The organism is Pseudomonas algeriensis, from assembly GCF_048847255.1.
GTDB lineage: Bacteria > Pseudomonadota > Gammaproteobacteria > Pseudomonadales > Pseudomonadaceae > Aquipseudomonas.
Genome location: NZ_JBKKRK010000020.1, coordinates 22,169 through 42,646, shown reverse-complemented (window position 1 = coordinate 42,646; position 20,478 = coordinate 22,169). Strand labels below are relative to the sequence as shown.

The 20,478-nt window shown below is 61.7% G+C and carries 21 protein-coding genes; 11 read left to right on the top strand and 10 right to left on the bottom strand.

The window, feature by feature from the left end:
- The first annotated feature begins 102 nt into the window (after positions 1 to 102).
- On the top strand, positions 103 to 1,284 hold the full coding sequence (locus ACLK1G_RS22830) for a CaiB/BaiF CoA transferase family protein (protein ID WP_420767469.1): 1,182 nt from the start codon (positions 103 to 105) through the stop codon (positions 1,282 to 1,284).
- 116 nt (positions 1,285 to 1,400) lie between these two features.
- Here ACLK1G_RS22830 and ACLK1G_RS22825 read toward each other — a convergent pair whose 3' ends face one another.
- The gene (locus ACLK1G_RS22825; RefSeq protein WP_420767468.1) at positions 1,401 to 1,895 is read right to left on the bottom strand and encodes a SprT family zinc-dependent metalloprotease; all 495 of its coding nucleotides are present in this window, start codon (positions 1,893 to 1,895) and stop codon (positions 1,401 to 1,403) included.
- Positions 1,896 to 2,054: 159 nt separating this feature from the next.
- Positions 2,055 to 2,657: a Yip1 family protein gene (locus ACLK1G_RS22820; protein WP_420767467.1), complete on the bottom strand. Its 603-nt coding sequence runs from the start codon at positions 2,655 to 2,657 to the stop codon at positions 2,055 to 2,057.
- Positions 2,658 to 2,974: 317 nt separating this feature from the next.
- Between ACLK1G_RS22820 and ttcA the strand changes: the two genes are divergently transcribed.
- Positions 2,975 to 3,799 (top strand): tRNA 2-thiocytidine(32) synthetase TtcA, encoded by an 825-nt coding sequence (ttcA, locus tag ACLK1G_RS22815; RefSeq protein WP_030142418.1) that lies wholly within the window; start codon positions 2,975 to 2,977, stop codon positions 3,797 to 3,799.
- A gap of 66 nt (positions 3,800 to 3,865) precedes the next feature.
- Positions 3,866 to 4,540 (top strand): DNA-3-methyladenine glycosylase I, encoded by a 675-nt coding sequence (locus ACLK1G_RS22810; RefSeq protein ID WP_420767466.1) that lies wholly within the window; start codon positions 3,866 to 3,868, stop codon positions 4,538 to 4,540.
- A gap of 114 nt (positions 4,541 to 4,654) precedes the next feature.
- Here the strand turns inward: ACLK1G_RS22810 and ACLK1G_RS22805 are convergent, their stop codons facing one another.
- The 3 genes from ACLK1G_RS22805 to arsC are packed head-to-tail and all read right to left on the bottom strand — an operon-like array spanning position 4,655 to position 6,025.
- Positions 4,655 to 5,077 carry a DUF2069 domain-containing protein gene (locus ACLK1G_RS22805; protein ID WP_420767465.1) on the bottom strand — a complete coding sequence of 141 codons (423 nt, stop codon included), beginning with the start codon at positions 5,075 to 5,077 and terminating at the stop codon, positions 4,655 to 4,657.
- Entirely contained in the window at positions 5,070 to 5,675 is a 606-nt protein-coding gene (gene wrbA, locus ACLK1G_RS22800; RefSeq protein ID WP_420767464.1) for an NAD(P)H:quinone oxidoreductase, read from the bottom strand. Before wrbA ends, ACLK1G_RS22805 begins: the two co-directional genes overlap by 8 nt.
- Positions 5,672 to 6,025, bottom strand: coding sequence for an arsenate reductase (glutaredoxin) (gene arsC / locus ACLK1G_RS22795; RefSeq protein ID WP_420767463.1), 354 nt, complete (start codon positions 6,023 to 6,025; stop codon positions 5,672 to 5,674). The genes wrbA and arsC overlap by 4 nt, the downstream gene beginning before the upstream one ends.
- A 104-nt stretch (positions 6,026 to 6,129) precedes the next feature.
- Here arsC and ACLK1G_RS22790 point away from each other — a divergent pair, with 104 nt between their 5' ends.
- Complete coding sequence (locus tag ACLK1G_RS22790) at positions 6,130 to 6,597, top strand: TlpA family protein disulfide reductase (RefSeq protein ID WP_420767462.1); 468 nt, start codon at positions 6,130 to 6,132, stop codon at positions 6,595 to 6,597.
- Positions 6,598 to 6,652: 55 nt separating this feature from the next.
- On the opposite strand, the gene ACLK1G_RS22785 is transcribed toward ACLK1G_RS22790, so the two are convergent.
- The 3 genes from ACLK1G_RS22785 to ACLK1G_RS22775 form a co-directional block, all read right to left on the bottom strand.
- Positions 6,653 to 7,057: an META domain-containing protein gene (locus ACLK1G_RS22785; protein WP_420767461.1), complete on the bottom strand. Its 405-nt coding sequence runs from the start codon at positions 7,055 to 7,057 to the stop codon at positions 6,653 to 6,655.
- Positions 7,057 to 7,491: a hypothetical protein gene (locus ACLK1G_RS22780; protein ID WP_420767460.1), complete on the bottom strand. Its 435-nt coding sequence runs from the start codon at positions 7,489 to 7,491 to the stop codon at positions 7,057 to 7,059. The genes ACLK1G_RS22785 and ACLK1G_RS22780 overlap by 1 nt, the downstream gene beginning before the upstream one ends.
- 278 nt (positions 7,492 to 7,769) lie before the next feature.
- Entirely contained in the window at positions 7,770 to 10,520 is a 2,751-nt protein-coding gene (locus ACLK1G_RS22775) for a response regulator (RefSeq protein WP_420767459.1), read from the bottom strand.
- A 217-nt stretch (positions 10,521 to 10,737) separates the two neighbouring features.
- Here ACLK1G_RS22775 and ACLK1G_RS22770 point away from each other — a divergent pair, with 217 nt between their 5' ends.
- The 7 genes from ACLK1G_RS22770 to ACLK1G_RS22740 all read left to right on the top strand — a co-directional run bounded on the left by ACLK1G_RS22770 (position 10,738) and on the right by ACLK1G_RS22740 (position 19,138).
- Entirely contained in the window at positions 10,738 to 11,460 is a 723-nt protein-coding gene (locus ACLK1G_RS22770) for a response regulator transcription factor (RefSeq protein WP_420767520.1), read from the top strand.
- Positions 11,447 to 12,868 carry a histidine kinase sensor domain-containing protein gene (locus tag ACLK1G_RS22765; RefSeq protein WP_420767458.1) on the top strand — a complete coding sequence of 474 codons (1,422 nt, stop codon included), beginning with the start codon at positions 11,447 to 11,449 and terminating at the stop codon, positions 12,866 to 12,868. The genes ACLK1G_RS22770 and ACLK1G_RS22765 overlap by 14 nt, the downstream gene beginning before the upstream one ends.
- 185 nt (positions 12,869 to 13,053) lie before the next feature.
- Positions 13,054 to 13,956 carry a cysteine synthase CysM gene (gene cysM / locus ACLK1G_RS22760; protein WP_420767457.1) on the top strand — a complete coding sequence of 301 codons (903 nt, stop codon included), beginning with the start codon at positions 13,054 to 13,056 and terminating at the stop codon, positions 13,954 to 13,956.
- Complete coding sequence (gene rlmD / locus ACLK1G_RS22755) at positions 13,956 to 15,326, top strand: 23S rRNA (uracil(1939)-C(5))-methyltransferase RlmD (RefSeq protein WP_420767456.1); 1,371 nt, start codon at positions 13,956 to 13,958, stop codon at positions 15,324 to 15,326. Before cysM ends, rlmD begins: the two co-directional genes overlap by 1 nt.
- A gap of 100 nt (positions 15,327 to 15,426) precedes the next feature.
- Complete coding sequence (gene relA / locus ACLK1G_RS22750; protein ID WP_030142406.1) at positions 15,427 to 17,673, top strand: GTP diphosphokinase; 2,247 nt, start codon at positions 15,427 to 15,429, stop codon at positions 17,671 to 17,673.
- Between the two features lie 65 nt (positions 17,674 to 17,738).
- Entirely contained in the window at positions 17,739 to 18,572 is an 834-nt protein-coding gene (gene mazG, locus ACLK1G_RS22745) for a nucleoside triphosphate pyrophosphohydrolase (RefSeq protein ID WP_420767455.1), read from the top strand.
- 26 nt (positions 18,573 to 18,598) lie between these two features.
- Positions 18,599 to 19,138: a DUF2058 domain-containing protein gene (locus ACLK1G_RS22740; protein WP_420767454.1), complete on the top strand. Its 540-nt coding sequence runs from the start codon at positions 18,599 to 18,601 to the stop codon at positions 19,136 to 19,138.
- A gap of 140 nt (positions 19,139 to 19,278) precedes the next feature.
- Here the strand turns inward: ACLK1G_RS22740 and ACLK1G_RS22735 are convergent, their stop codons facing one another.
- Together ACLK1G_RS22735 and ACLK1G_RS22730 are read right to left on the bottom strand one after the other, a co-directional pair.
- Positions 19,279 to 19,473, bottom strand: a complete 195-nt coding sequence (locus ACLK1G_RS22735) for a hypothetical protein (protein WP_420767453.1) — start codon at positions 19,471 to 19,473, stop codon at positions 19,279 to 19,281.
- Positions 19,474 to 19,756: 283 nt separating this feature from the next.
- On the bottom strand, positions 19,757 to 20,470 hold the full coding sequence (locus ACLK1G_RS22730; RefSeq protein WP_420767452.1) for a DUF3108 domain-containing protein: 714 nt from the start codon (positions 20,468 to 20,470) through the stop codon (positions 19,757 to 19,759).
- Positions 20,471 to 20,478 lie beyond the last annotated feature (8 nt).

Here is a 20,478-nt window from a genome sequence, read left to right as displayed (position 1 = left end):
TCTGGATTGAGCGGATTTGTCAGCCTAAACGACACGCTTGGTAGTTGCCTCAACGCAAGCCCCTGCCTAGTCTTGGATGCACATCCGAAGCGGAGATTTTCCATGCAAGGCCCACTGGCATCGCTCAAGGTACTGGATTTCTCGACCCTGCTGCCGGGGCCGTTCGCCTCGCTGTTGCTGGCAGACATGGGCGCCGAGGTGCTGCGGATCGAGTCGCCGGACCGTCCGGATCTGCTGCGGATTCTGCCGCCCCATGACCAGGACGTCTCGGCCAGCCATGCCTACCTCAACCGCAACAAGCGCAGCCTGGCCCTGGACCTCAAGCAACCGGCGGCGCTGGAAATCATCAAGCGACTGTTGGATGACCATGACATCTTGCTGGAGCAGTTCCGGCCCGGCGTGATGGAGCGATTGGGGTTGGGGTATGAAGCCCTGAAGGCGATCAATCCCCGGCTGATCTACGTATCGATTACCGGTTATGGCCAGACCGGTCCTTATAAGGAGCGCGCCGGCCATGACATCAATTACCTGGCCCTGGCGGGTTTGGCGAGCCACACCGGGCGTGTCGACAGCGGGCCGTTGCCGCTGGGGATGCAAGTGGCGGACGTCGCCGGCGGTTCTTTGCATGGGGTGATCGGGCTGTTGGCGGCGGTGATTGCCCGCCAGCAGACCGGACAGGGCCAGCACCTGGACGTGAGCATGACCGATTGTGTCTTCAGCCTGAACGCACTGGCTGGCGCCGGTTACCTGGCTTGCGGTGTGACGCCGGGGTGGGAAAACCATGTGCTCAACGGCGGCAGCTTCTATGACTATTACCGTACACGCGATGGCCGGTGGATGTCGGTGGGCAGCCTGGAACCGGCTTTCATGCAGGCCCTCTGCGAGGCGTTGGGACGGCCGGAGCTGGCAGTCCAGGGGTTATCGCCCAAGCCTGAACAGCAACAGGGCCTTAAGCTGGCGCTGCAAGCCGAGTTCGAGAAACATGACTTCGATGAGCTGCGCCGCTTGTTCGCAGGGGTCGATGCCTGCGTCGAGCCGGTGTTGAGCCTGGAGGAAGCCGTGGGACATCCGCAGTTGCAGGCTCGGGAACTAGTCAAGCAGGTGCCCCGTGGGGATGGTTCGACTCAGGCGCAAATGGCCTGTCCGTTGAAGTTTTCAGAAGGGCTGCCCGAGCCTCGGCATATCGGCGCGAGGCTGGGGGCGCATACGGACCAGGTGTTGGGGGAGTTGGGGTTCAGTGCGGAGCGGATCAGCCAATTTCGCAGTGACAGGGTGGTTGTGTAGCGACCGTCAGGGCCCTATCGCGAGCAAGCTCGCTCCCACAGGGATTAATGCCCCACGGATCCAGTGTGGGAGCGAGCTTGCTCGCGATGAGGCCAGTCCAAACACTACAAAAAGCACTATTCGACCCGCGTCTCCCCACTGAACACCAAGGTATTGCGGCAGCTACGGCACAAGTACCGCCGGCCCTGGCGCACCAGGCGGTGGCGTTGCGCCGTGAACGGGAAGTCGCTGCCGTCGCAGGGGCATTTGTAGATGTACCGGGTTGCGGAACGGCGTTTGATCTCGTAGGTGTGGCAACGATTGGGTGGCAGTTCGTAGACCCCACGCATGATCAACTGCCATTCCTCGCCATGGGCCTGGATACGGTCGCCGAACAGCTGGTGGGCGATCAGGTGTGCGACCTCATGGGCCACCGTCTGCTTGAGGAAATCCTCGGCATTCTCCTGGTACAGCTGTGGATTGAAGCGCAGCAGATTTTCATGAAGGTGCGCGACACCGGCCTTCTGGCCGCGCAACTTGAGGCTGACCACCGGACGTTTGAAAGGACGTTTGAAAAAGGATTCGGCTTGTTGGTAACACTCTTCGACGCGGGTATTGAGTTGCTCGAGCATGCTTTACGGGTCTCCAGAAAGCCGAGTATGCCGCAAGCGTTGGCCGTTGCGAATCGTTGAGGCGCCCAGCGGTCGTCCAGGCAGAACCACGCACAGAGGAAGGCCGCCTTGCGGCGGCCTGTGGTGGCAGATCGATTTTTGTTGGAGAGCCTCAATCCTTCAATTGGTGTAGACCGGGCCCACGCCCAGCCCCCAGACAATCACCGTGAACGCCATGATGGCCACCAGCACCACCAGGCCGACGGCCAGCACCGAACTGGAAAACAGGAAACCTTCGTCCTGAGGGATGTTCATGAAGGTCGGAAGCCCTACGTACAACAGATAGACCGTGTAGCAGATGGCCGCAGTGCCGACGATCATCCCTAGCCACATGTGCGGATAAAGGGCCGCCAAGCCGCCGATAAACAATGGTGTCGCGGTGTAGGTGGCGAACGCGACGCAGCGGGCCAGGCTCGGGTTGGCGTCATAGGTGCGAGCCATCCAGTGGATGAACGCTCCCATCACCGCCACGCCGCCCAACATGGCCAGGTAAGACATGATGGTCATCCACAGGGCGCTTTCCTGGGTGAGCATGACCGGTGGACGACTGCCGATGACCCATCCTACCTGCGTGGTACCGATGAACGCCGATACCGCCGGGATGGCCGCCAGGATCAGCGTGTGGGTGAGGTACATGTGGCTGATGCTTTCCTCCTGATCGCCACGGATTTCCTTCCATTCTTGATCAGGGTGGGTAAAGAGCCCCACGACATGATGGATCATAGTCAGTCACTCCTTTGTTATTGCCATCGCCCCCCGACGGAGCGCCTACGGGCCAATTGGCCAGGTAAGTAAAGGTCTGTAAGTGTGTGCGACCTTATGCCGCAGTATAGGAAGGAGTGGCCCTCAAGGGGATGGGGCGCTTAGAGCAAATCGCGCTGTAGTCGGGAACGCTAATCGCCGTTAGGTCTGTGCGCAGGGTTGCGCAACCCGACGGGGATAAATCCCTCGCCATAAAGGCACCTGTCGTCAGCCTTCGCCGACAGCCAGTTTTTTGCGTAAAATGCCGGCCTTTCGTCACACCTCACGGATTTCGCGTCATGGGCACTCTTACGGTCAACCAGAACAAACTGCAAAAGCGCCTGCGCCGCCTGGCCGGTGAGGCGGTCGCCGACTACAACATGATCGAGGACGGCGACAAGGTCATGGTCTGCCTGTCCGGCGGCAAGGACAGCTACACCTTGCTCGACGTGCTGATGCATTTACAGAAGGTTGCACCGATCAAGTTCGACATCGTCGCGGTCAACATGGACCAGAAGCAGCCTGGGTTCCCGGAACATGTGCTGCCGGCCTACCTCGAGTCGCTGGGCGTCGAGTACCACATCGTCGAGAAAGACACCTATTCGGTGGTCAAGGAACTGATTCCCGAAGGCAAGACCACTTGTTCGCTGTGCTCACGCTTGCGCCGCGGAACGCTCTACACCTTCGCCGACGAGATTGGCGCGACCAAAATGGCCCTGGGTCACCACCGCGACGACATCGTCGAGACCTTTTTCCTCAACATGTTCTACAACGGCTCGCTCAAGGCCATGCCACCCAAGCTGCGGGCCGACGATGGGCGCAACGTGGTGATTCGCCCGTTGGCGTATTGCAACGAGAAGGACATCCAGGCCTATTCGGATTTCAAGCAATTCCCGATCATCCCGTGCAACCTGTGCGGCTCCCAGGAAAACCTGCAGCGCCAGGTAGTCAAGGAAATGCTCCAGGAATGGGAGCGCAAGACTCCGGGCCGTACCGAGAGCATTTTCCGCGGCTTGCAGAACGTCATCCCGTCGCAACTGGCGGACCGCAACCTGTTCGACTTCACCAACCTGCGCATCGACGAAAACGCCACGCCGCGGTTCGTCAATGTGGTGAACCTGTAAGGTTGCCAACCGGTTTTATCCACGGCGCTTGCGAGCGCCGTTTCTTTTTCAATACCAGGAGAGGGCATGCGCGATTACAAGTGGCTGCACGAGTATTGTCTGAACCGCTTCGGTTCGGCGGCTGAACTGGAAGCCCACCTGCCTGTACCCAAGACCCCGGCGCAACTGCGCAAGATCAGCGACGACCGCTACCTCTCGACCATGGCCCTGCGGGTGTTTCGCGCCGGGCTCAAGCACAGCCTGGTTGACGCCAAGTGGCCGGCGTTTGAAGAGGTGTTCTTCAAATTTGATCCGGAGAAAGTCGTGCTGATGGGCGCCGAGCACCTGGAGCGGCTGATGCAGGACGCGCGGATCATCCGCCACCTGGGCAAGCTCAAGAGCGTGCCGCGCAACGCGCAGTTGATCCTGGACGTGGCCCACGAAAAGGGCAGCTTTGGGGCGCTGGTCGCCGACTGGCCTGTGACTGACATAGTGGGCCTGTGGACTTATCTGAAGAAACACGGCCATCAACTGGGCGGCCTGTCGGCACCGCGTTTCCTACGGATGATGGGCAAGGACACATTCGTGCCCAGTTATGACGTGGTAGCGGCGCTCAATGCCCAAGACATCATCGACAAAGCCCCAACGAGCCTGCGGGATCTTGCGACGGTGCAGGCAGCTTTCAATCAGTGGCATGAAGAGAGTGGCGGGCGGCCGATGTCACAGATTTCGATGATGCTGGCTTACACAGTGAATCATTGAGGCCAAGTTGCGGCCATCGTCGGAACGCCGCCCGGAGCAAGCTCGCTTTCACAGGGGATTTTCGGCGTTTACAAGTCCACTGTGGGAGCGAGCCCTGCTCGCGAAGGCGGCGTATCAGGCGGCGATATCGCCTTCGCCAGCCAACCGCCGATTCAACTGAAACCGCCAGCGTACGTACAGCAACGCCGAGCAGAACACCGCCACGCTCGCTGCCATTTCCAGCAAGCCGAACACATGCCGGTTCGGATCGTAGGCGGCCAGGGCGCCCTTGATGAAATACAGATTGACCACGAAACACATCCAGGAATGCCCGCGGGCGCTGCCGCTGAGCATGCCCGGCGCGAGGATCAGCAGGGGTACCAATTCGATCAGCAAAATCACCCACGGGCGCGCGCCGTGCAGGTCGGCGATGAGCAGGTAATACGCGCTGAGCAACCCCACCAAGCCGAAAAAGCACAGCAGGCTGACGGCGCGGGCGATGCGTACGCGTGGCTCCAGCCATTGGATGGGCGGCAGGATTTTCGGCTTCTTAGCCACGGCCGTTCTCCAGCAACAGGGCGGTTTTCGCCAGGCGCAATCCCAAGGCGCGGCACAAGGCAACTTCGTGTTCGTTCAAGCCGCTTTTGCCATCGGCGCCAGCATGGTGGCTCGGCCCGTAGGGCGTACCGCCGCCCTGGGTGTCGATCAAGGCCGACTCGCTGTAGGGCAGGCCGGTGATCAGCATGCCGTGATGCAGCAGTGGCAGCATCATCGACAACAAGGTGGTTTCCTGGCCGCCATGCAGGCTCGCGGTGGAGGTAAACACGCCGGCGGGCTTGCCGACGAGGGCTCCGGTGAGCCAAAGGTTGCTGGTGCCGTCGAGGAAGTATTTCAGCGGCGCGGCCATGTTGCCGAAACGGGTCGGGCTGCCGAGGGCCAGGCCGGCGCAATTTTTCAGGTCATCGAGCGTGGCGTACAGCGGGCCTTGTTCCGGAATGTCCGGCGACACCGCCTCGCACTCGGCGGAGATCGCCGGCACCGTACGCAACCTCGCTTCCAGGCCGGCCTGCTCGACGCCCCGGGCAATCTGCCGGGCCATTTCGTTGGTAGAGCCGCTGCGGCTGTAATACAACACCAGGATGTACGGCGTGCTCACGGCAGGATCTCCAGAATCTTTTCCGGCGGACGGCCGATCACGGCTCTGTCGCCGGCTTCGAGGATCGGCCGTTCCATGAGCTTTGGATGGGCGACGATGGCAGCGATCAGATCGTTCTCGCCCAGGTTCTCGTTGGCCAGGTCCAGCGCCTTGTACTCGTCCTCGCCGGTGCGCAGCAATTGCCGCGCGCTGATGCCAAGCTTGCCCAGCAAGGCCTTGAGCTGCTCGGCGTCGAGCGGGGTTTCCAGATAACGAATGACGGTGGGCGTCAGGCCGCGGGCCTCCAACAGTTCCAGCGCACCGCGGGATTTGGAGCAGCGCGGGTTGTGATAAAGCGTCAGATCAGTCATGAGCAGGTCGCATCTTGCGTAAGGTGGCGGCTATTCTACTGTGCAGCGCGGCGCCTAGCACGTGATGGGCGGCCAGCGTTCACATTTCAGACAAGGATTGGCACATGACAAGGCGATTGGCGGCGGCACTGGCTTTTTTCGGCATTCTATTGCTCGCCGGCTGTGGAAACGATTATGGGGTGGACCAGAACGGCCAGCCGATCGCTTCGAAGCGGTTGGACAAACAATGGGTGGTGCTCAATTACTGGGCCGAATGGTGCGCACCCTGCCGCACTGAAATTCCGGAATTCAACGCGCTCGCCGAACAGCTCGAGGGTCGAAACGTGGGCGTGTTCGGTGTCAACTTCGATCAGGTACAGGGTGAAGAGCTCAGGAGCGCCAGCGAAAAAATGGGGATTCGCTTCAGCGTATTGGCCCAGGACCCGGCCGAATTCTTCGATATCCCTCGCAGCGAAGGATTGCCGGTGACCTACATCATCGATAACCAGGGCAAGGTGCGTGAGCAATTGCTTGGGGAGCAGACGGCGGCGGCGGTGATGGCGAAGCTGGAGGCGTTGCAGGCGCTGAAATAGCGGGGTTCAGTGGCGAGGGAGCGAGTCCCTCGCCACTGCCTGGTCAGGCAAGGCCTCAGCCTTCCTCCAACCACCAGCGCAGCGGCTTGCCCTGGGCGGGCCAGAAACGCATCTGTTCGATGGGGGAAACATCCCAGCGTTCGACTTTCTGTAGCGCCTGCAAGAATCGCGTCTCCTGCTCCATCACTGCCGGGGGGCAGAGTTTGCGGGTGCTGCCGATCTTGCCGAAACTCAGCCGGTCGCCTTCCAGGGTGTAGGGCGCAAACCAATGGTTGCAGCCGGCATTGCCATAGGCCCGGCCATCATCGCCGAGGGTGATGGTCAGGTGGCTGTAGTCCATCAATGGCCGCTCACCGATCCATTCAAGAATATAGCTGCGGTTTTGCTGCAGCTGCACCGGATCGGCGGCGCAACCCATCAGGCCAGCGCCGACCAGCGTGGCCAGGAACAGGCGTTTCATCAAGCGGCTTCCTGGCATTGGGGGCACAGATGCTTCTCGCCGACCGTCTGCCAGCCCAACTCGGCAATGCGCGCGGTGGCGGCCGGTTTCTGGGCCTTGGTGCCGAGCTTGGCATCGACGGCGAATTCGAAGCTCAGTTCCTTGGTGCAGCGGTCGCAATTGACCTGCCAGGTGTGGATCGCCAGTTCGCCGAATACCGGGCCGGTAGTCATGGCGGTCCACTGGCCCATTGGCTTGAGCAGATGGCGAACGGTGTCCACGGTCAGGCGCATGGACAGGTCCTTGCTGCCCTTGAGGGTCACGAGCAATACGTCGTTGGCCTGGATCGAACCGCCATTGCCAGTGACCTGGTAACGGCCTGGCGCCAGGGCGCGGACCTCGGTCAAGGTGTGCTGCGGGTTCATCAGGGTGTAGCGAAAATCGTGTTCGGCCATGGGTCCTCCAAATAGGCGCGACATGCTAGCACGGGGCATGGCTGGGGCATGGACTCGATGAAAGGTTGGCCGACGAAACTCCATCCACTGTGGGAGTGAGTTTGCTCGCGATAGAGGTGTGTCAGTCACTTCAAAGCTGGCTGATCCATTGCTATCGCGAGCAAGCTCACTCCACAGAAAGGCGAGACAGCTAGCTATCAGGTTCTGCGGCGCGCCGGCGGCCCAGGCTGCGATGTTATCCAGTGTGGTCGTGGCGATGGCGGCCAACGCTTCGTGGGTCAGGCACTGATGCGAGCCTCGCTGGCCAGGCGATTGATGGCCAGCTCCAGGTCTTCCAGGGCCGCCGCGGCCTTCGGATCCTTCTGCTTGAGCAGGGTTTCGCTGCGCTGGCAGGCGGCGCGCAGTTGCGGTACGCCGCAGTAGCGCGTGGCACCGTGCAGGCGGTGGACCCGCTCGATCAGGGCGTTGTGATCGTTGGCTTCGCTGGCCTGGCGAATCGCCTCCCGGTCGGCTTCGAGGGATGCCAGCAGCATCGCCAGCATATCCGCCGCCAAGTCGGCCTTGCCGGCGGCCAGGCGCAGGCCTTCTTCATGATCGAGCACCAGCAACTCACCGCTGCGATGGGCGTCCGCGCCCCGGTCCGGCACCTGGTTGCGCAAGGCCAGGCCGGTCCATTTGAGCACGACCTGGGCCAGCTGCCGCTCGCTGATGGGCTTGGTCAGGTAGTCATCCATACCGCTTTGCAGCAGGGCGCGTTTTTCGTTGGCCATGGCGTGGGCAGTGAGGGCGACGATCGGCAGCGGTGTGCAATGCCGCCCACTTTCCCATTGGCGGATCGCCTCGGTGCTCTGGCGACCGTCCATGCCGGGCATCTGCACATCCATCAGGACCAGGTCGAAGGTTTCCTGTTGCACCGCCTCGACCGCGGCGTACCCGCTTTCCACCGCCAGCACCCGGGCGCCCAGGTCCTCGAGCAGGGTTTGCACCAACAGCAGGTTCGCCGGGTTGTCGTCCACGCACAGCACCTTTGGCGCTCGGCTGGCGACCGGTTCATTGGGTTCGTTGCGCGTTGGGCGGGGGTTGACCAGGTCGGAAAGCGACCGCCGCAACTTGCGCGTGCAGGCCGGCTTGGCCTGCAATTGGCTGTGGGGGTTCGGGACGGAGAGGTGGTACAGCGTTTGTTCGGTGGTAGGGCACAGCACGAGGACTTTGCAGCCCAGGTGTTCCAAGTCCCAGATGTGCTGGTTCAAGCGCTCGGGTGGCATGTCGTTGCTGGTGATGCCGAGCACCGCCAGGTCGATGGCCTGTTCGGTCTGGTGAGCAACCGTGACCCCGTTGGTCAGGTTCTCCAGCGTGTTGAACGGCGTGACTTGCAGGCCACAGTCTTCGAGCTGGTGCTGCAAAGCCTGGCGCGCCAACTCGTGATTTTCCAGGACGGCCACCCGCCGGCCCAGCAACGGCGGGCCGGGGAGATCCTCGGCGTCGTCGCGGGTCTTGGGCAGGCGCAGGCTGATCCAGAACTCCGAGCCTTCGCCTGGCGTGCTGTCCACGCCGATCTCGCCGCCCATCTGTTCCACCAGCCGCTTGGAAATCACCAGGCCCAGCCCGGTGCCGCCGGGTTGCCGGGACAAGGAGTTGTCGGCCTGGCTGAACGCCTGGAACAACGCGCGAACGTCCTGGCTGGACAGGCCGATACCGGTGTCCTGGATGCTGATGCGCAGCTGCACGCTGTCTTCGTGCTCGTCTTCGAGCATCGCGCGGGCGACGATGGTGCCTTCCCGGGTGAACTTGATGGCGTTGCTCACCAGGTTGGTGAGGATCTGCTTGAGACGCAGCGGGTCGCCCACCAGCGACAGCGGCGTGTCCCGGTAGACCAGGCTCACCAATTCCAATTGCTTGGCATGGGCGGCGGGGGCGAGGATGGTCAGGGTGTCCTGCAACAGGTCCCGCAAGTTGAACGGGATGCTGTCGAGCACCAGCTTGCCGGCCTCGATCTTCGAGAAGTCGAGGATTTCGTTGATGATGCCCAGCAGGCTGTCGGCGGATTTTTCGATGGTGCCCAGATAGTCGAGCTGGCGCGGGGTCAGTTCGCTTTTTTGCAATAGATGGGTGAAACCCAGGATGCCGTTGAGCGGCGTGCGAATCTCATGGCTCATGTTCGCCAGGAACTCGGATTTGATCCGGCTCGCTTCCAGGGCTTCCTTGCGGGCCAGGTCCAGCTCGATGTTCTGGATCTCGATGGTTTCCAGGTTCTGGCGCACGTCTTCGGTGGCCTGGTCGATGCTGTGTTGCAATTCCTCCTGGGCGTTCTGCAAGGTCCCGGCCATGCGATTGATGCCCGACGCCAATTCATCCAGCTCTTGACTGCCCAGCGGTGGCAGGCGGGTTTCCAGGTGCCCATCCTTGAGCTGCGCCACGGCCTGCTTGATCTGGCTCAGCGGACGGTTGATGGTGCGGCCCATACGCAAGGCCAATAGCCCGGTGCATCCCAGCCCGGCGGCGATCAGAAGCAGGCTGGCGAACAGGCTGCGGTAACCGCGCAGCAACATGCCGCTGTGGGACAACTCCAGCTCGACCCAGCCCAGCAGGCGGTCGGCCTCTTCGGGGATCAGTTCGCCGGCCAGGTTGCGGTGCTTGCCGAACACCGGCAGCAGGTAGCGGGTGGCGTCGTTGCCGGTGCGTTGCAGCAGTTGACTGCTGTTGCCTTCCGGTGCCCGGTTGAGCATGGTCGGGCCGGCGTGGGCCAGCGGAGCGCGGTCGGGGGCCAGGAAGGTCACGGCCCGGACATCGGCTTGCTCGAGGGACTGGGTGGCGATGCGCTCCAGCAGTTCGGTGTCTTGGCGGCTAAGGGCGGGGGCGACGAGCGGCGCCAACTGTTCGGCGATCATTTCGCCCCTTTGCAGCAGTTGGGCATGCAGGTCCGATTGCTGCATCCAGGTGAAATAGCCGCCCAGAACCAGCGCCATCAGGCTGGTTGGCAACAGGGTCAGCAACAGCACACGGCCTTTGATTCCCAGTTTCTTGAGCACACCTTGTCTCCTGCATCCAGCGGTCTGATTGAGCTTTGCGCGCATCCGGCACGCAACACCTGCGCAGTGTAGCGATTTGCAGGCGAGCCTTCTCCGTAAAATTCATGTCGCCGTGCATCCGCGTCGCTGCCAGGATTGAGCGGGGCGATACGCGGCGGTTGCCTGTAGGGAAGCGATCTTGAATAATTGCTCAACTGAGAATTATTTGCAGAAACTGATGAGCCCCCACGCCGCCGTGCCGCCCCGTATCCTTTCCATAGAAGACGACCCCGTACTGGGTGCTTATGTTCATGAGCATCTGGGCCGCAGCGGGTTCGACGTCACTTGGTGCCAGAACGGCCAGGAAGGCCTGGATATCGCCTGCCGGCAGGCTTTTGACGTCGTGTTGATGGACATCCTGCTGCCCGGCCTGGACGGTCTCGCGGTGTTGACGCATTTGCGCAAGCGCCAGGCGACGCCGGTGTTGCTGATGTCCGCGCTGGGCGCCGAAGCGGATCGCATCAGTGGCTTTCGCCTTGGTGCTGACGACTACTTGCCCAAGCCCTTCAGCATGGTGGAGCTACGGGTGCGCATCGAGGCCATCCTGCGGCGAGTCGCGCTGGACCGACGTCCGGCCCAGGTGGCGATCCTGCGCCAGAGCCAGGATCTGGGTTTCGACGAAGAGCGCAGCGATGTGCAGGTCCAGGGACAATGGGCGGGGTTGACGCGCAGCGAATATCGCTTGCTGGACGTGCTGCACCGCAGTGGCGAAGAAGTGTTGAGCAAGGCCTTCCTGTACCAGCACGTGTTACAGCGCGGTTACGCCCCCCACGATCGCAGCCTGGACATGCATGTCAGCCAGATACGTCGCAAGCTCAAGGCCATCGGCTATACCCAGCGCGAATTGCGCACGGTGTGGGGCAAAGGCTATGTCTTGAGTGTTGTCGATGAAGTGGTCTGACCTGCCCGGCAGGCACTCGCTTTTCTGGAAGCTGGCATGCCTGCTGGTAGCGTTCTGCTTGCTGATGATCTGGCTGAGCTGGTCCTGGGGGCGCTACATGGAAGTGCGCAATCAGTTCCTGTCGGACGAAGCCCGCGGCACCCTCACGCGTTACGCCGCCGAAGCTGAGCAGGCGTGGCTGACCGATGGAAGCGCGGGCGTCGATCAATGGGTCTACGCTATGCAATACCGTGAAGCGAGCTGGGTAGGGGTGATTGGCGGTGACTTGCAGTCACTGAGCGAACACCCGCTCACGGACAGGGAAATCGAGCGCCTCACCTTTCTGCGCGGCCTCGATTGGCCCATCCACAAAAAGGGACGGCCGTGGTTGCGGGTGCCTTTCCCAGAGAATCCATCGATCGGCAGCCTGGTGATCGAACTGCCCGAGCGTTTCCTGCCAGGACGTTATCGAGTGTTCTGGCGCGTGATCACCAACGGCGTCATTCCTGGGCTGTTTACCCTGCTGCTGTGTGTCGGGCTGTATCGCTTGCTGGTGGTGCCGCTCAATCAGCTGCGCGAACAGGCCAATGCCTGGCGCGCCGATCAGTTGAACGTGCGCCTGCCTGCCCGTACCACCGATCGAGCCGACGAACTGGGCGAACTGGGCCGCGCTTTCGATCAAATGTCCGAACGCCTGCAATCCACCGTCGCCTTGCAACAGCAACTGCTGCGAGACCTGTCCCATGAATTGCGCACGCCCTTGAGTCGCTTGCGGGTGGCGGGCGACAGTGAGCAGGACCTGATTCGCCTGCGCGAGCGCGTCGCCCGGGAAGTCGACTGCATGCAGGGGCTGGTCGAAGACACCTTGCAACTGGCCTGGCTCGATACCGACCGGGCGCCGTTGCCCGCCGAGGCGATCCAGGTCCAGGCGCTGTGGGAAATGCTCACCGAAAACGCCTGCTACGAAACCGGCTGGCCGGCGAGCCAGTTGCAATGCGCCGTCGACGCCAGCTGCTGGGTGCAAGGCAACCTCAATACTTTGGCTCAGGCCTTGGAAAACATCCTGCGTAACGCTATTCGCCATTCACCGCCCGGCGGCATTGTGCGCCTGGATGGTCGGCGTGAGGATGGGTTCTGGCTGCTGTGGCTGGAAGATGAAGGCGGCGGCGTGGCCGAGCAGGATCTCAACCGCATCTTCGATCCGTTCATCCGCCTGGATGGCTCCCGGCCAGGGAACGGCGGGTTTGGATTGGGGTTGAGCATCGCTCGCAACGCGGTGGAGCGCCAAGGCGGGCGGGTGTGGGCGCACAATGGCGTGAAAGGGTTGCGCTTGAATCTGCGGCTGCTGGCCGTTGAGCCGCACACCGCCGACGTGGCGAGAGAGCTTGTTCCCGCTGGGGCGCGAAGTGGCCCCTTACAAACGGCCTGAAATACCGCGAAGTCCCGATTGGGGCGGCTTTGCCACTCAGCGGGAGCAAGCTCCCTCGCCACGGGACTGCACCGATTCCTAAAGGCTTATTCCCATAAGCCATAACCCCCTCACTTTGCGTGATATGGCCTCGCCCGGTTTGCCGGTATGATAGGCGCCCCCGCAGTCCGGATTGCGAATACGCCATGACTTTGCAGTACCCAACCATCGCCGATTGCGTCGGCAACACTCCGCTGGTTCGCCTGCAGCGCCTGCCTGGCGCGACCAGCAATACGCTTTTGCTCAAGCTCGAAGGGAATAACCCGGCGGGTTCGGTCAAGGACCGACCGGCGCTGTCGATGATCACCCGCGGCGAGTTGCGGGGCCAGATCCAGCCCGGCGATACGCTGATCGAGGCGACGTCTGGCAATACCGGCATCGCCCTGGCGATGGCGGCGGCGATCAAGGGCTACAAGATGATCCTGATAATGCCCGACAATTCCAGCGCCGAGCGTAAGGCCGCGATGACAGCCTATGGCGCCGAATTGATCCTGGTAACCCAGGAAGAAGGCATGGAGGGCGCCCGGGACTTGGCCGAACGCATGCAGGCCGAGGGGCGTGGCAAAGTGTTGGATCAGTTCGCCAACGGCGACAATCCAGAAGCCCACTACACCACCACCGGCCCTGAGATCTGGCGCCAGACCGACGGCACGATCACCCATTTCGTCAGCTCGATGGGCACCACCGGCACCATCATGGGCACGTCGCGCTATTTGAAAGAACAGAACCCGAACGTGCAGATCGTTGGCCTGCAACCAATGGAAGGCTCGGCCATCCCCGGCATCCGCCGCTGGCCCGAAGAGTATCTGCCGAAGATCTACCAGGCCGACCGCGTGGACCGCATCATCGACATGGCCCAGAGCGAAGCCGAGGACGTGACCCGGCGCCTGGCGCGAGAAGAAGGCATCTTCTGCGGCGTGTCTTCGGGCGGTGCCGTGGCGGGCATGCTGCGCCTGTCCCGGGAAGTCGAGAATGCGGTGATCGTCGCGATCATCTGCGACCGTGGCGACCGTTACCTGTCGACCGGCATTTTCGACGCGCCCAACTGATGGCCAAACAAGAAAGAGGCTTGCGCTTCCAGCCCAGCGGCGGAAGCCGGGCCCCGCAAGTGCCCACCGGTAAAAAGCAGCGCTTGACCATCGAACGCCTGGCCAACGATGGCCGGGGCATTGCGTTTGTCGACGGGCGCACCTGGTTTGTCATCGGCGCCCTGGCCGGTGAAGAAGTCGAGGCGCGGGTGCTCGGTGCCCACGGCAAGGTGGTCGAGGCCCGCACTGAACGGGTGTTTTCGCCCAGCGAGCTGCGTCGTGCCGCGCCGTGTGTCCATGCCGGTCGCTGCGGTGGATGCAGCGTGCAGCATCTGCCCCACAACGAACAACTCGCCCTTAAACAGCGCATGCTCGCCGAGCAGCTGTCACGGGTGGCGGGCGTTGAGCCGCAAGAATGGGCCGAGCCCTTGAGCGGGCCGGAGTTTGGCTACCGGCGTCGAGCCCGCGTGGCAGTGCGTTGGGATCAGAAAGCGAAGAAGCTCGAAGTGGGTTTGCGTGCCGTCGGCAGCCAGGAAATTGTCGCCATCGACCAATGTCCGGTGCTGGTACAGCCCTTGCAACCGATCATGAGCCGCTTGCCCCAGATGCTTCGTCGCCTGGGCAAGCCCCAGGCGCTGGGCCATGTGGAATTGTTCGCCGGCTCGTCCCTCGCGCTGCTGTTGCGGCATATGGCGCCACTGTCGGAAGCCGACCTGACGATCCTCAAGGATTTTTGTGCGTTCCACGAAGCCCAACTGTGGCTGCATGGCGAAGGCGAGCCGCAACCGGTCGATCCGGGACGCTCCCTGGGCTATCGCCTGGAAACCTGGGACCTGGACCTGGCTTACCGGCCAGGGGACTTCATCCAGGTAAACGCCGCCGTCAACGAAGCGATGGTCGCCCAGGCCTTGCAATGGCTAGCGCCTCGCTCCGAAGAGCGGGTGCTGGACCTGTTCTGCGGCCTGGGCAACTTTGCCTTGCCACTGGCCAAAAGCGTGCGCGAGGTGGTGGCGGTGGAAGGCGTGCAAACCATGGTCGACCGTGCCGCGGCCAACGCCGTCAGCAACAATTTGCATAACACTGCTTTTTTTCAGGCCGATTTATCCCAGCCGTTGGCGGGTGCCGAATGGATCGGCGAAGGCTTTTCTGCGGTACTCTTGGACCCACCCCGTGACGGTGCTTTCGAGGTGGTGCGCAAGTTGGCATCCCTGGGTGCCAGACGGTTGGTTTATGTATCGTGCAACCCGGCAACTTTGGCGCGGGACACGGTCGAATTGACCAAGCAGGGCTACCGGTTAAAACGTGCCGGGATTCTCGATATGTTTCCTCAGACGGCGCATGTCGAGGCCATGGCGTTATTTGAAGCGAGCCAGGATGGCTTGTCCGACTGACCCGTTCGTGCACTCCGCCACGGCCCTGGGCGGAAACACGGGCAACGAAGGTCAGCGATGTTGACGCATTGAATCTGCGTCGTAGGGAAGGTAAGTAAAGATGGTACAGGTGAGAGCACACCAGCCGATCAACACTGACGGCAGTATCAATCTCGAGGCTTGGCTCGATCACGCGGTCAGTATCGACACGGCACTGGATCGCGAAGCCTTGAAGGCCGCTTGCGAGTTCGCTCGCGAGGCGGAGCAGCAACACAATGCGGCGAAGAACCTGTGGTCCGAAGGCACCTCGAGTTTCCAGACGGGCCTGGAGATCGCCGAGATCCTCGCCGACCTCAAGCTGGACCAGGATTCGCTGGTCGCCGCGGTACTGTACCGCGGCGTGCGCGAAGGGCAGATCCAACTACCGGTCGTCAGCCAGCGCTTCGGCACCGTGGTCGCCAAGCTGATCGACGGTGTGCTGCGCATGGCGGCAATCAGCGCCAGCCTCAGTCCGCGGCAGTCCATGGTGCTGGGCACCCAGGGCCAGGTGGAAAACCTGCGCAAGATGCTCGTTGCCATGGTCGACGACGTGCGTGTCGCGCTGATCAAGCTCGCCGAGCGTACCTGCGCGATCCGCGCCGTGAAATCCGCCGACGACGAGAAGCGCAATCGGGTTGCCCGGGAAGTATTCGACATCTACGCGCCGCTGGCTCATCGACTGGGTATCGGTCACATCAAGTGGGAGCTGGAGGATTTGTCCTTCCGCTACCTGGAGCCCGACCAGTACAAGCAGATCGCCAAGTTGCTGCACGAGCGACGCCTGGATCGCGAACGCTTCATCACCGACGTCATGACCCAGTTGCGCGAAGAGCTGCAGGCCACAGGCGTGGAAGCCGATATCAGCGGCCGGGCCAAGCATATCTATTCCATCTGGCGAAAAATGCAGCGCAAGGGCCTGGAATTCAGCCAGATCTACGACGTTCGCGCCGTTCGCGTGCTGGTCCCTGAAATGCGCGACTGCTACACCGCGCTGGGTATCGTCCACACGTTGTGGCGGCACATCCCGAAGGAATTCGACGACTACATCGCCAACCCCAAGGAAAACGGCTACCGCTCGTTGCACACCGCCGTGATCGGCCCGGAGGGCAAGGTGCTGGAAGTGCAGATCCGCACCCACGCCATGCACGAGGAAGCAGAGCTGGGGGTCTGTGCCCACTGGAAATACAAGGGTACCGACGTCAAGTCCGGCTCCAACCATTACGAAGAAAAAATCTCCTGGCTGCGCCAAGTGCTGGAATGGCACGAGGAACTGGGCGACATCGGCGGCCTCGCCGAGCAATTGCGGGTCGATATCGAACCGGACCGGGTCTACATCTTCACGCCTGACGGCCATGCCATCGACTTGCCCAAAGGCGCGACGCCGCTGGATTTCGCCTACCGGGTGCACACCGAGATCGGCCACAACTGCCGTGGCGCCAAGATCAACGGGCGGATCGTGCCGCTCAACTACAGCCTGCAAACCGGTGAGCAGGTCGAGATCATTACCAGCAAGCACGGCACGCCGAGCCGCGACTGGTTGAACCCGAACCTGGGCTACATCACCACCTCGCGGGCACGGGCGAAAATCGTCCATTGGTTCAAGTTGCAAGCCCGCGACCAGAACGTCGCCGCCGGCAAGACCTTGCTCGAGCGTGAGCTGAGTCGCCTGGGCCTGCCGCAGGTGGACTTCGACAAGCTGGCCGAAAAGGCCAACATGAAGACCGCCGAGGACATGTTCGCCGCCCTTGGTGCCGGCGACCTGCGCCTTGCGCAACTGGTCAACCTGGCCCAGCAGCTGGTGGAGCCGGAGCGGGGCAACGAGCAACTGGAGCTGATTCCGCGCAAGGCCACCGGCTACAAGCCGGGCAAACGCGGCGACATCCAGATCCAGGGCGTGGGCAACCTGATGACCCAGATGGCCGGTTGCTGCCAGCCGCTGCCGGGGGATGCGATCGTCGGCTACATCACCCAGGGTCGCGGCGTGAGTATCCACCGCCAGGACTGTGCGTCAGTGCTGCAATTGGCGGGTCGCGAACCGGAACGGATCATCCAGGTCAGCTGGGGCCCGGTGCCGGTGCTCACTTATCCGGTGGACATCGTCATCCGCGCCTACGACCGTTCCGGCTTGCTGCGTGACGTGTCCCAGGTTTTGCTCAACGAGCGCATCAACGTGCTCGCGGTGAATACCCGCTCGAACAAGGAAGACAACACCGCGCTGATGTCCCTGACCATCGAGATTCCGGGGTTGGACGCGTTGGGGCGGTTGCTGGGGCGGATTTCCCAGTTGCCGAACATCATCGAGACCCGGCGTAATCGGACGCCGGGCTGATCGCTGGTTGTCTTGGTTGATGTGGGAGCTCGCTCCCACATGTTTTTTTGTGACGGGACGGATTGATGTACAGCCTCGAAGACCTGCTCCACCTGATGAACCGGCTGCGGGACCCGCAGTACGGTTGCCCCTGGGACATCAAGCAAACATACGCCACCATCGTTCCCCATACCCTGGAAGAAGCGTATGAAGTGGCTGACGCGATCGAGCGTGGCGATCTTGATCATTTGCAGGGTGAGTTGGGCGACCTGCTGTTCCAAGTGGTGTATTACAGCCAGTTGGCCCGGGAGGAGAACCGTTTCGAATTCGCCGGCGTGGTCGACAGCATCACCCGCAAGCTGATCCGTCGCCATCCCCACGTGTTTCCCACCGGCGAGTTGTATGCGCCCGTGGATATTCCGCGCCTGAGCGAAGAGCAGGTGAAGCAGCGCTGGGAGGAAATCAAGGCACAGGAGCGAGCTGAAAAGACGTCGGCGCCCGAGCAATTGTCGCTGCTCGACGATGTGCCAGCGGCGCTGCCGGCCTTGTCCCGTTCGGCAAAGTTGCAGAAGCGTGCCGCACAGGTGGGGTTCGACTGGCCGGGGCCGTTGCCGGTACTGGACAAGGTTCGCGAGGAGCTGGACGAAGTGCTCGAAGCCATGGCGGACAATGATCCGGCTGCCATCAATGACGAGGTGGGTGACCTGTTGTTCAGCGTGGTCAACCTGGCGCGACACCTCAAGGTCGATCCCGAGACTGCCCTGCGTGGCGCCAACGCAAAATTCGAGCGACGGTTCCGATTTATCGAACAGGCATTGCGCGACACCCGTCGTCCCATGGAAGATTGCACCCTCGAAGAGTTGGACGCCTTGTGGGGCGAAGCCAAACGTCAGGAAAAGAATTTGCCCAGCTGCGGCTGAGGCCGTTGCCTAAGTGAGTAAGCACCATGAGCCTTTCCCTTCGCGACCAGTTGCTCAAAGCAGGGCTGGTCAACCAAAAGCAGGCCAAGCAGGTCGGCAAAGAGAAACAGAAACAGCAGCGCCTGGCCCACAAAGGCCAGGTCGAACTGGATGATTCCCAGCAGCGGGCGGCTCAGGAAGCCATGGCCGAAAAGGTCAAGCGCGACCAGGAGCTCAACCGTCAGCAGCAGGAAAAGGCCGAGCAGAAAGCCCGTGCGGCGCAGATCAAGCAATTGATTGAAGTCTCGCGCCTGCCAAAGCTGACCACTGACGACTACTACAACTTTGTCGATGACAAGAAGGTCAAGCGCATCTCGGTCAACGCGCTGATGCGCAACAAGCTGAGCAGCGGCTCCCTGGCGATCGTCCACCACGCCGGCGGCTATGAAGTGATCCCGCGTGAAGCGGCGCTTAAAATCCAGGAGCGCGATCCCAAGCGCATCGTCCAGCTCAACACCCAGACTGAAGAAGTCGATGCCGATGATCCGTACGCGGCTTATCAGATTCCTGATGATTTGATGTGGTAAGCGGGACGCGATTCCATTGAGCTGAAACACAAAACCTGTGGGAGCGAGCTTGCTCGCGATAGCGGTATATCAGTGACAGAGACATTGACTGATACAACGCTATCGCGAGCGAGCTCGCTCCCACAGGTGTTTTGTGTGGTTCAGGATTGCGCGGTCTCACGCAAGCGCTGCAGTTCCTCTCGCTCCAGCTCGGCCTTATAGCTGTGGGCGTCCGTTTCGGAGTGGAACATCCCCACCAGCAAATCCTGTTGATGCACATCCCAGATCCGGATGCCGGCGGCAATGCCTTCGTGGGACATGTGGGCGTCGTCGCGTTCAGTTACTTTCACAGTCATCTTGCAAGCTCCAATCTCTGTTATCTGCAGCAAGGCGTGTGCAGGGTTTTGTTATAGATTTTGATAGCGTGCTAGGTAAATCCCTCGGTTCGTTAAGAAGTTTTCATGGAAAGTCCAACGATCCTGGAGGCCAGGCGGTGCGCGGCATTCGGTCGCAGGTGATTTTTCATGAAGAAGTTTTCATGTCACCAAGCAGGCTCGCTCCCACAGGGGTAGGTGGTGGGCTTGGAATTGCGAACAAAAAAAGCCCCGCATATGCGGGGCTTCGTGTTGTTGATGTGGATCAGCTGCCTTTCACAGCCTTGCCGTTGACCGTGCCGTCCTGGAGCATGATGTTGTACTCCTTGCCGTCAGTCTCGACCTGTTGCAGGCGTACCAGCAGGTAGTCCCAGTCCTTGGCGAACCAAAGCACGGTGATGCGCTTGCTCTGTGTCGGGTCGCGCACGCGCTCGACCTTGATCGCGTCGATCTGGCCGGCCTTGGTGTCGACTTTCTCCGAGCCCAGCACGCGGAAGTCATAGGTATCGACTTCGCCATCATCAACGACCTGGTAGCTCATGCTTTTCTTGCCGGCCGCGACGTCATGCTGAAGGGCGAGCTGATAAGTGGATTTGTCGACCATGCCCCGGTTCAGCGGGATCTTCACCGCGTCACCGCGATCGGTGCCGGTGACCATCTTGGTGTTCCAGTCGAAGTCCAGATCAGCCTTCTTTGCCTTGCCCAGACCACCGCGCTCGAAGTGGTAGGACTGTGGCAGGAGAGTGTCCTTGTCCAGGGTCAGGGTGCTTTCTTCGGTCAGGCTGGCGATCATCATCGAAGCCTTGAAGCTCAGCTTCCAGATGCCGTTGGCCTCTTTGGTCAGGCTGCGTTCGGCGGTGCCGCTCATGGGCAACTGCTTCCAGTCGGCGGTGTAGCTGGCGGAGAACGGTTGAAGGTCTGCCGCTTGTGCCAGGGGCAGGGCAAGCAGAGCGCAAGCGAAGAGCAGGGCGCGACGCATAAAATCTC

Coding starts and splice junctions, on each gene's coding strand:
- ttcA (WP_030142418.1), top strand. CDS start 2,975: ATGGGCACTCTTACGGTCAACCAGAACAAACTGCAAAAGCGCCTGCGC.
- ACLK1G_RS22735 (WP_420767453.1), bottom strand. CDS start 19,473: ATGACTGTGAAAGTAACTGAACGCGACGACGCCCACATGTCCCACGAA.
- rlmD (WP_420767456.1), top strand. CDS start 13,956: ATGGCCAAACAAGAAAGAGGCTTGCGCTTCCAGCCCAGCGGCGGAAGC.
- mazG (WP_420767455.1), top strand. CDS start 17,739: ATGTACAGCCTCGAAGACCTGCTCCACCTGATGAACCGGCTGCGGGAC.
- ACLK1G_RS22780 (WP_420767460.1), bottom strand. CDS start 7,491: ATGGCCGAACACGATTTTCGCTACACCCTGATGAACCCGCAGCACACC.
- ACLK1G_RS22820 (WP_420767467.1), bottom strand. CDS start 2,657: ATGATCCATCATGTCGTGGGGCTCTTTACCCACCCTGATCAAGAATGG.
- ACLK1G_RS22810 (WP_420767466.1), top strand. CDS start 3,866: ATGCGCGATTACAAGTGGCTGCACGAGTATTGTCTGAACCGCTTCGGT.
- ACLK1G_RS22785 (WP_420767461.1), bottom strand. CDS start 7,057: ATGAAACGCCTGTTCCTGGCCACGCTGGTCGGCGCTGGCCTGATGGGT.
- ACLK1G_RS22740 (WP_420767454.1), top strand. CDS start 18,599: ATGAGCCTTTCCCTTCGCGACCAGTTGCTCAAAGCAGGGCTGGTCAAC.
- arsC (WP_420767463.1), bottom strand. CDS start 6,025: ATGACTGATCTGACGCTTTATCACAACCCGCGCTGCTCCAAATCCCGC.
- relA (WP_030142406.1), top strand. CDS start 15,427: ATGGTACAGGTGAGAGCACACCAGCCGATCAACACTGACGGCAGTATC.
- cysM (WP_420767457.1), top strand. CDS start 13,054: ATGACTTTGCAGTACCCAACCATCGCCGATTGCGTCGGCAACACTCCG.
- ACLK1G_RS22830 (WP_420767469.1), top strand. CDS start 103: ATGCAAGGCCCACTGGCATCGCTCAAGGTACTGGATTTCTCGACCCTG.
- ACLK1G_RS22730 (WP_420767452.1), bottom strand. CDS start 20,470: ATGCGTCGCGCCCTGCTCTTCGCTTGCGCTCTGCTTGCCCTGCCCCTG.
- ACLK1G_RS22790 (WP_420767462.1), top strand. CDS start 6,130: ATGACAAGGCGATTGGCGGCGGCACTGGCTTTTTTCGGCATTCTATTG.
- ACLK1G_RS22770 (WP_420767520.1), top strand. CDS start 10,738: ATGAGCCCCCACGCCGCCGTGCCGCCCCGTATCCTTTCCATAGAAGAC.
- ACLK1G_RS22765 (WP_420767458.1), top strand. CDS start 11,447: ATGAAGTGGTCTGACCTGCCCGGCAGGCACTCGCTTTTCTGGAAGCTG.
- ACLK1G_RS22825 (WP_420767468.1), bottom strand. CDS start 1,895: ATGCTCGAGCAACTCAATACCCGCGTCGAAGAGTGTTACCAACAAGCC.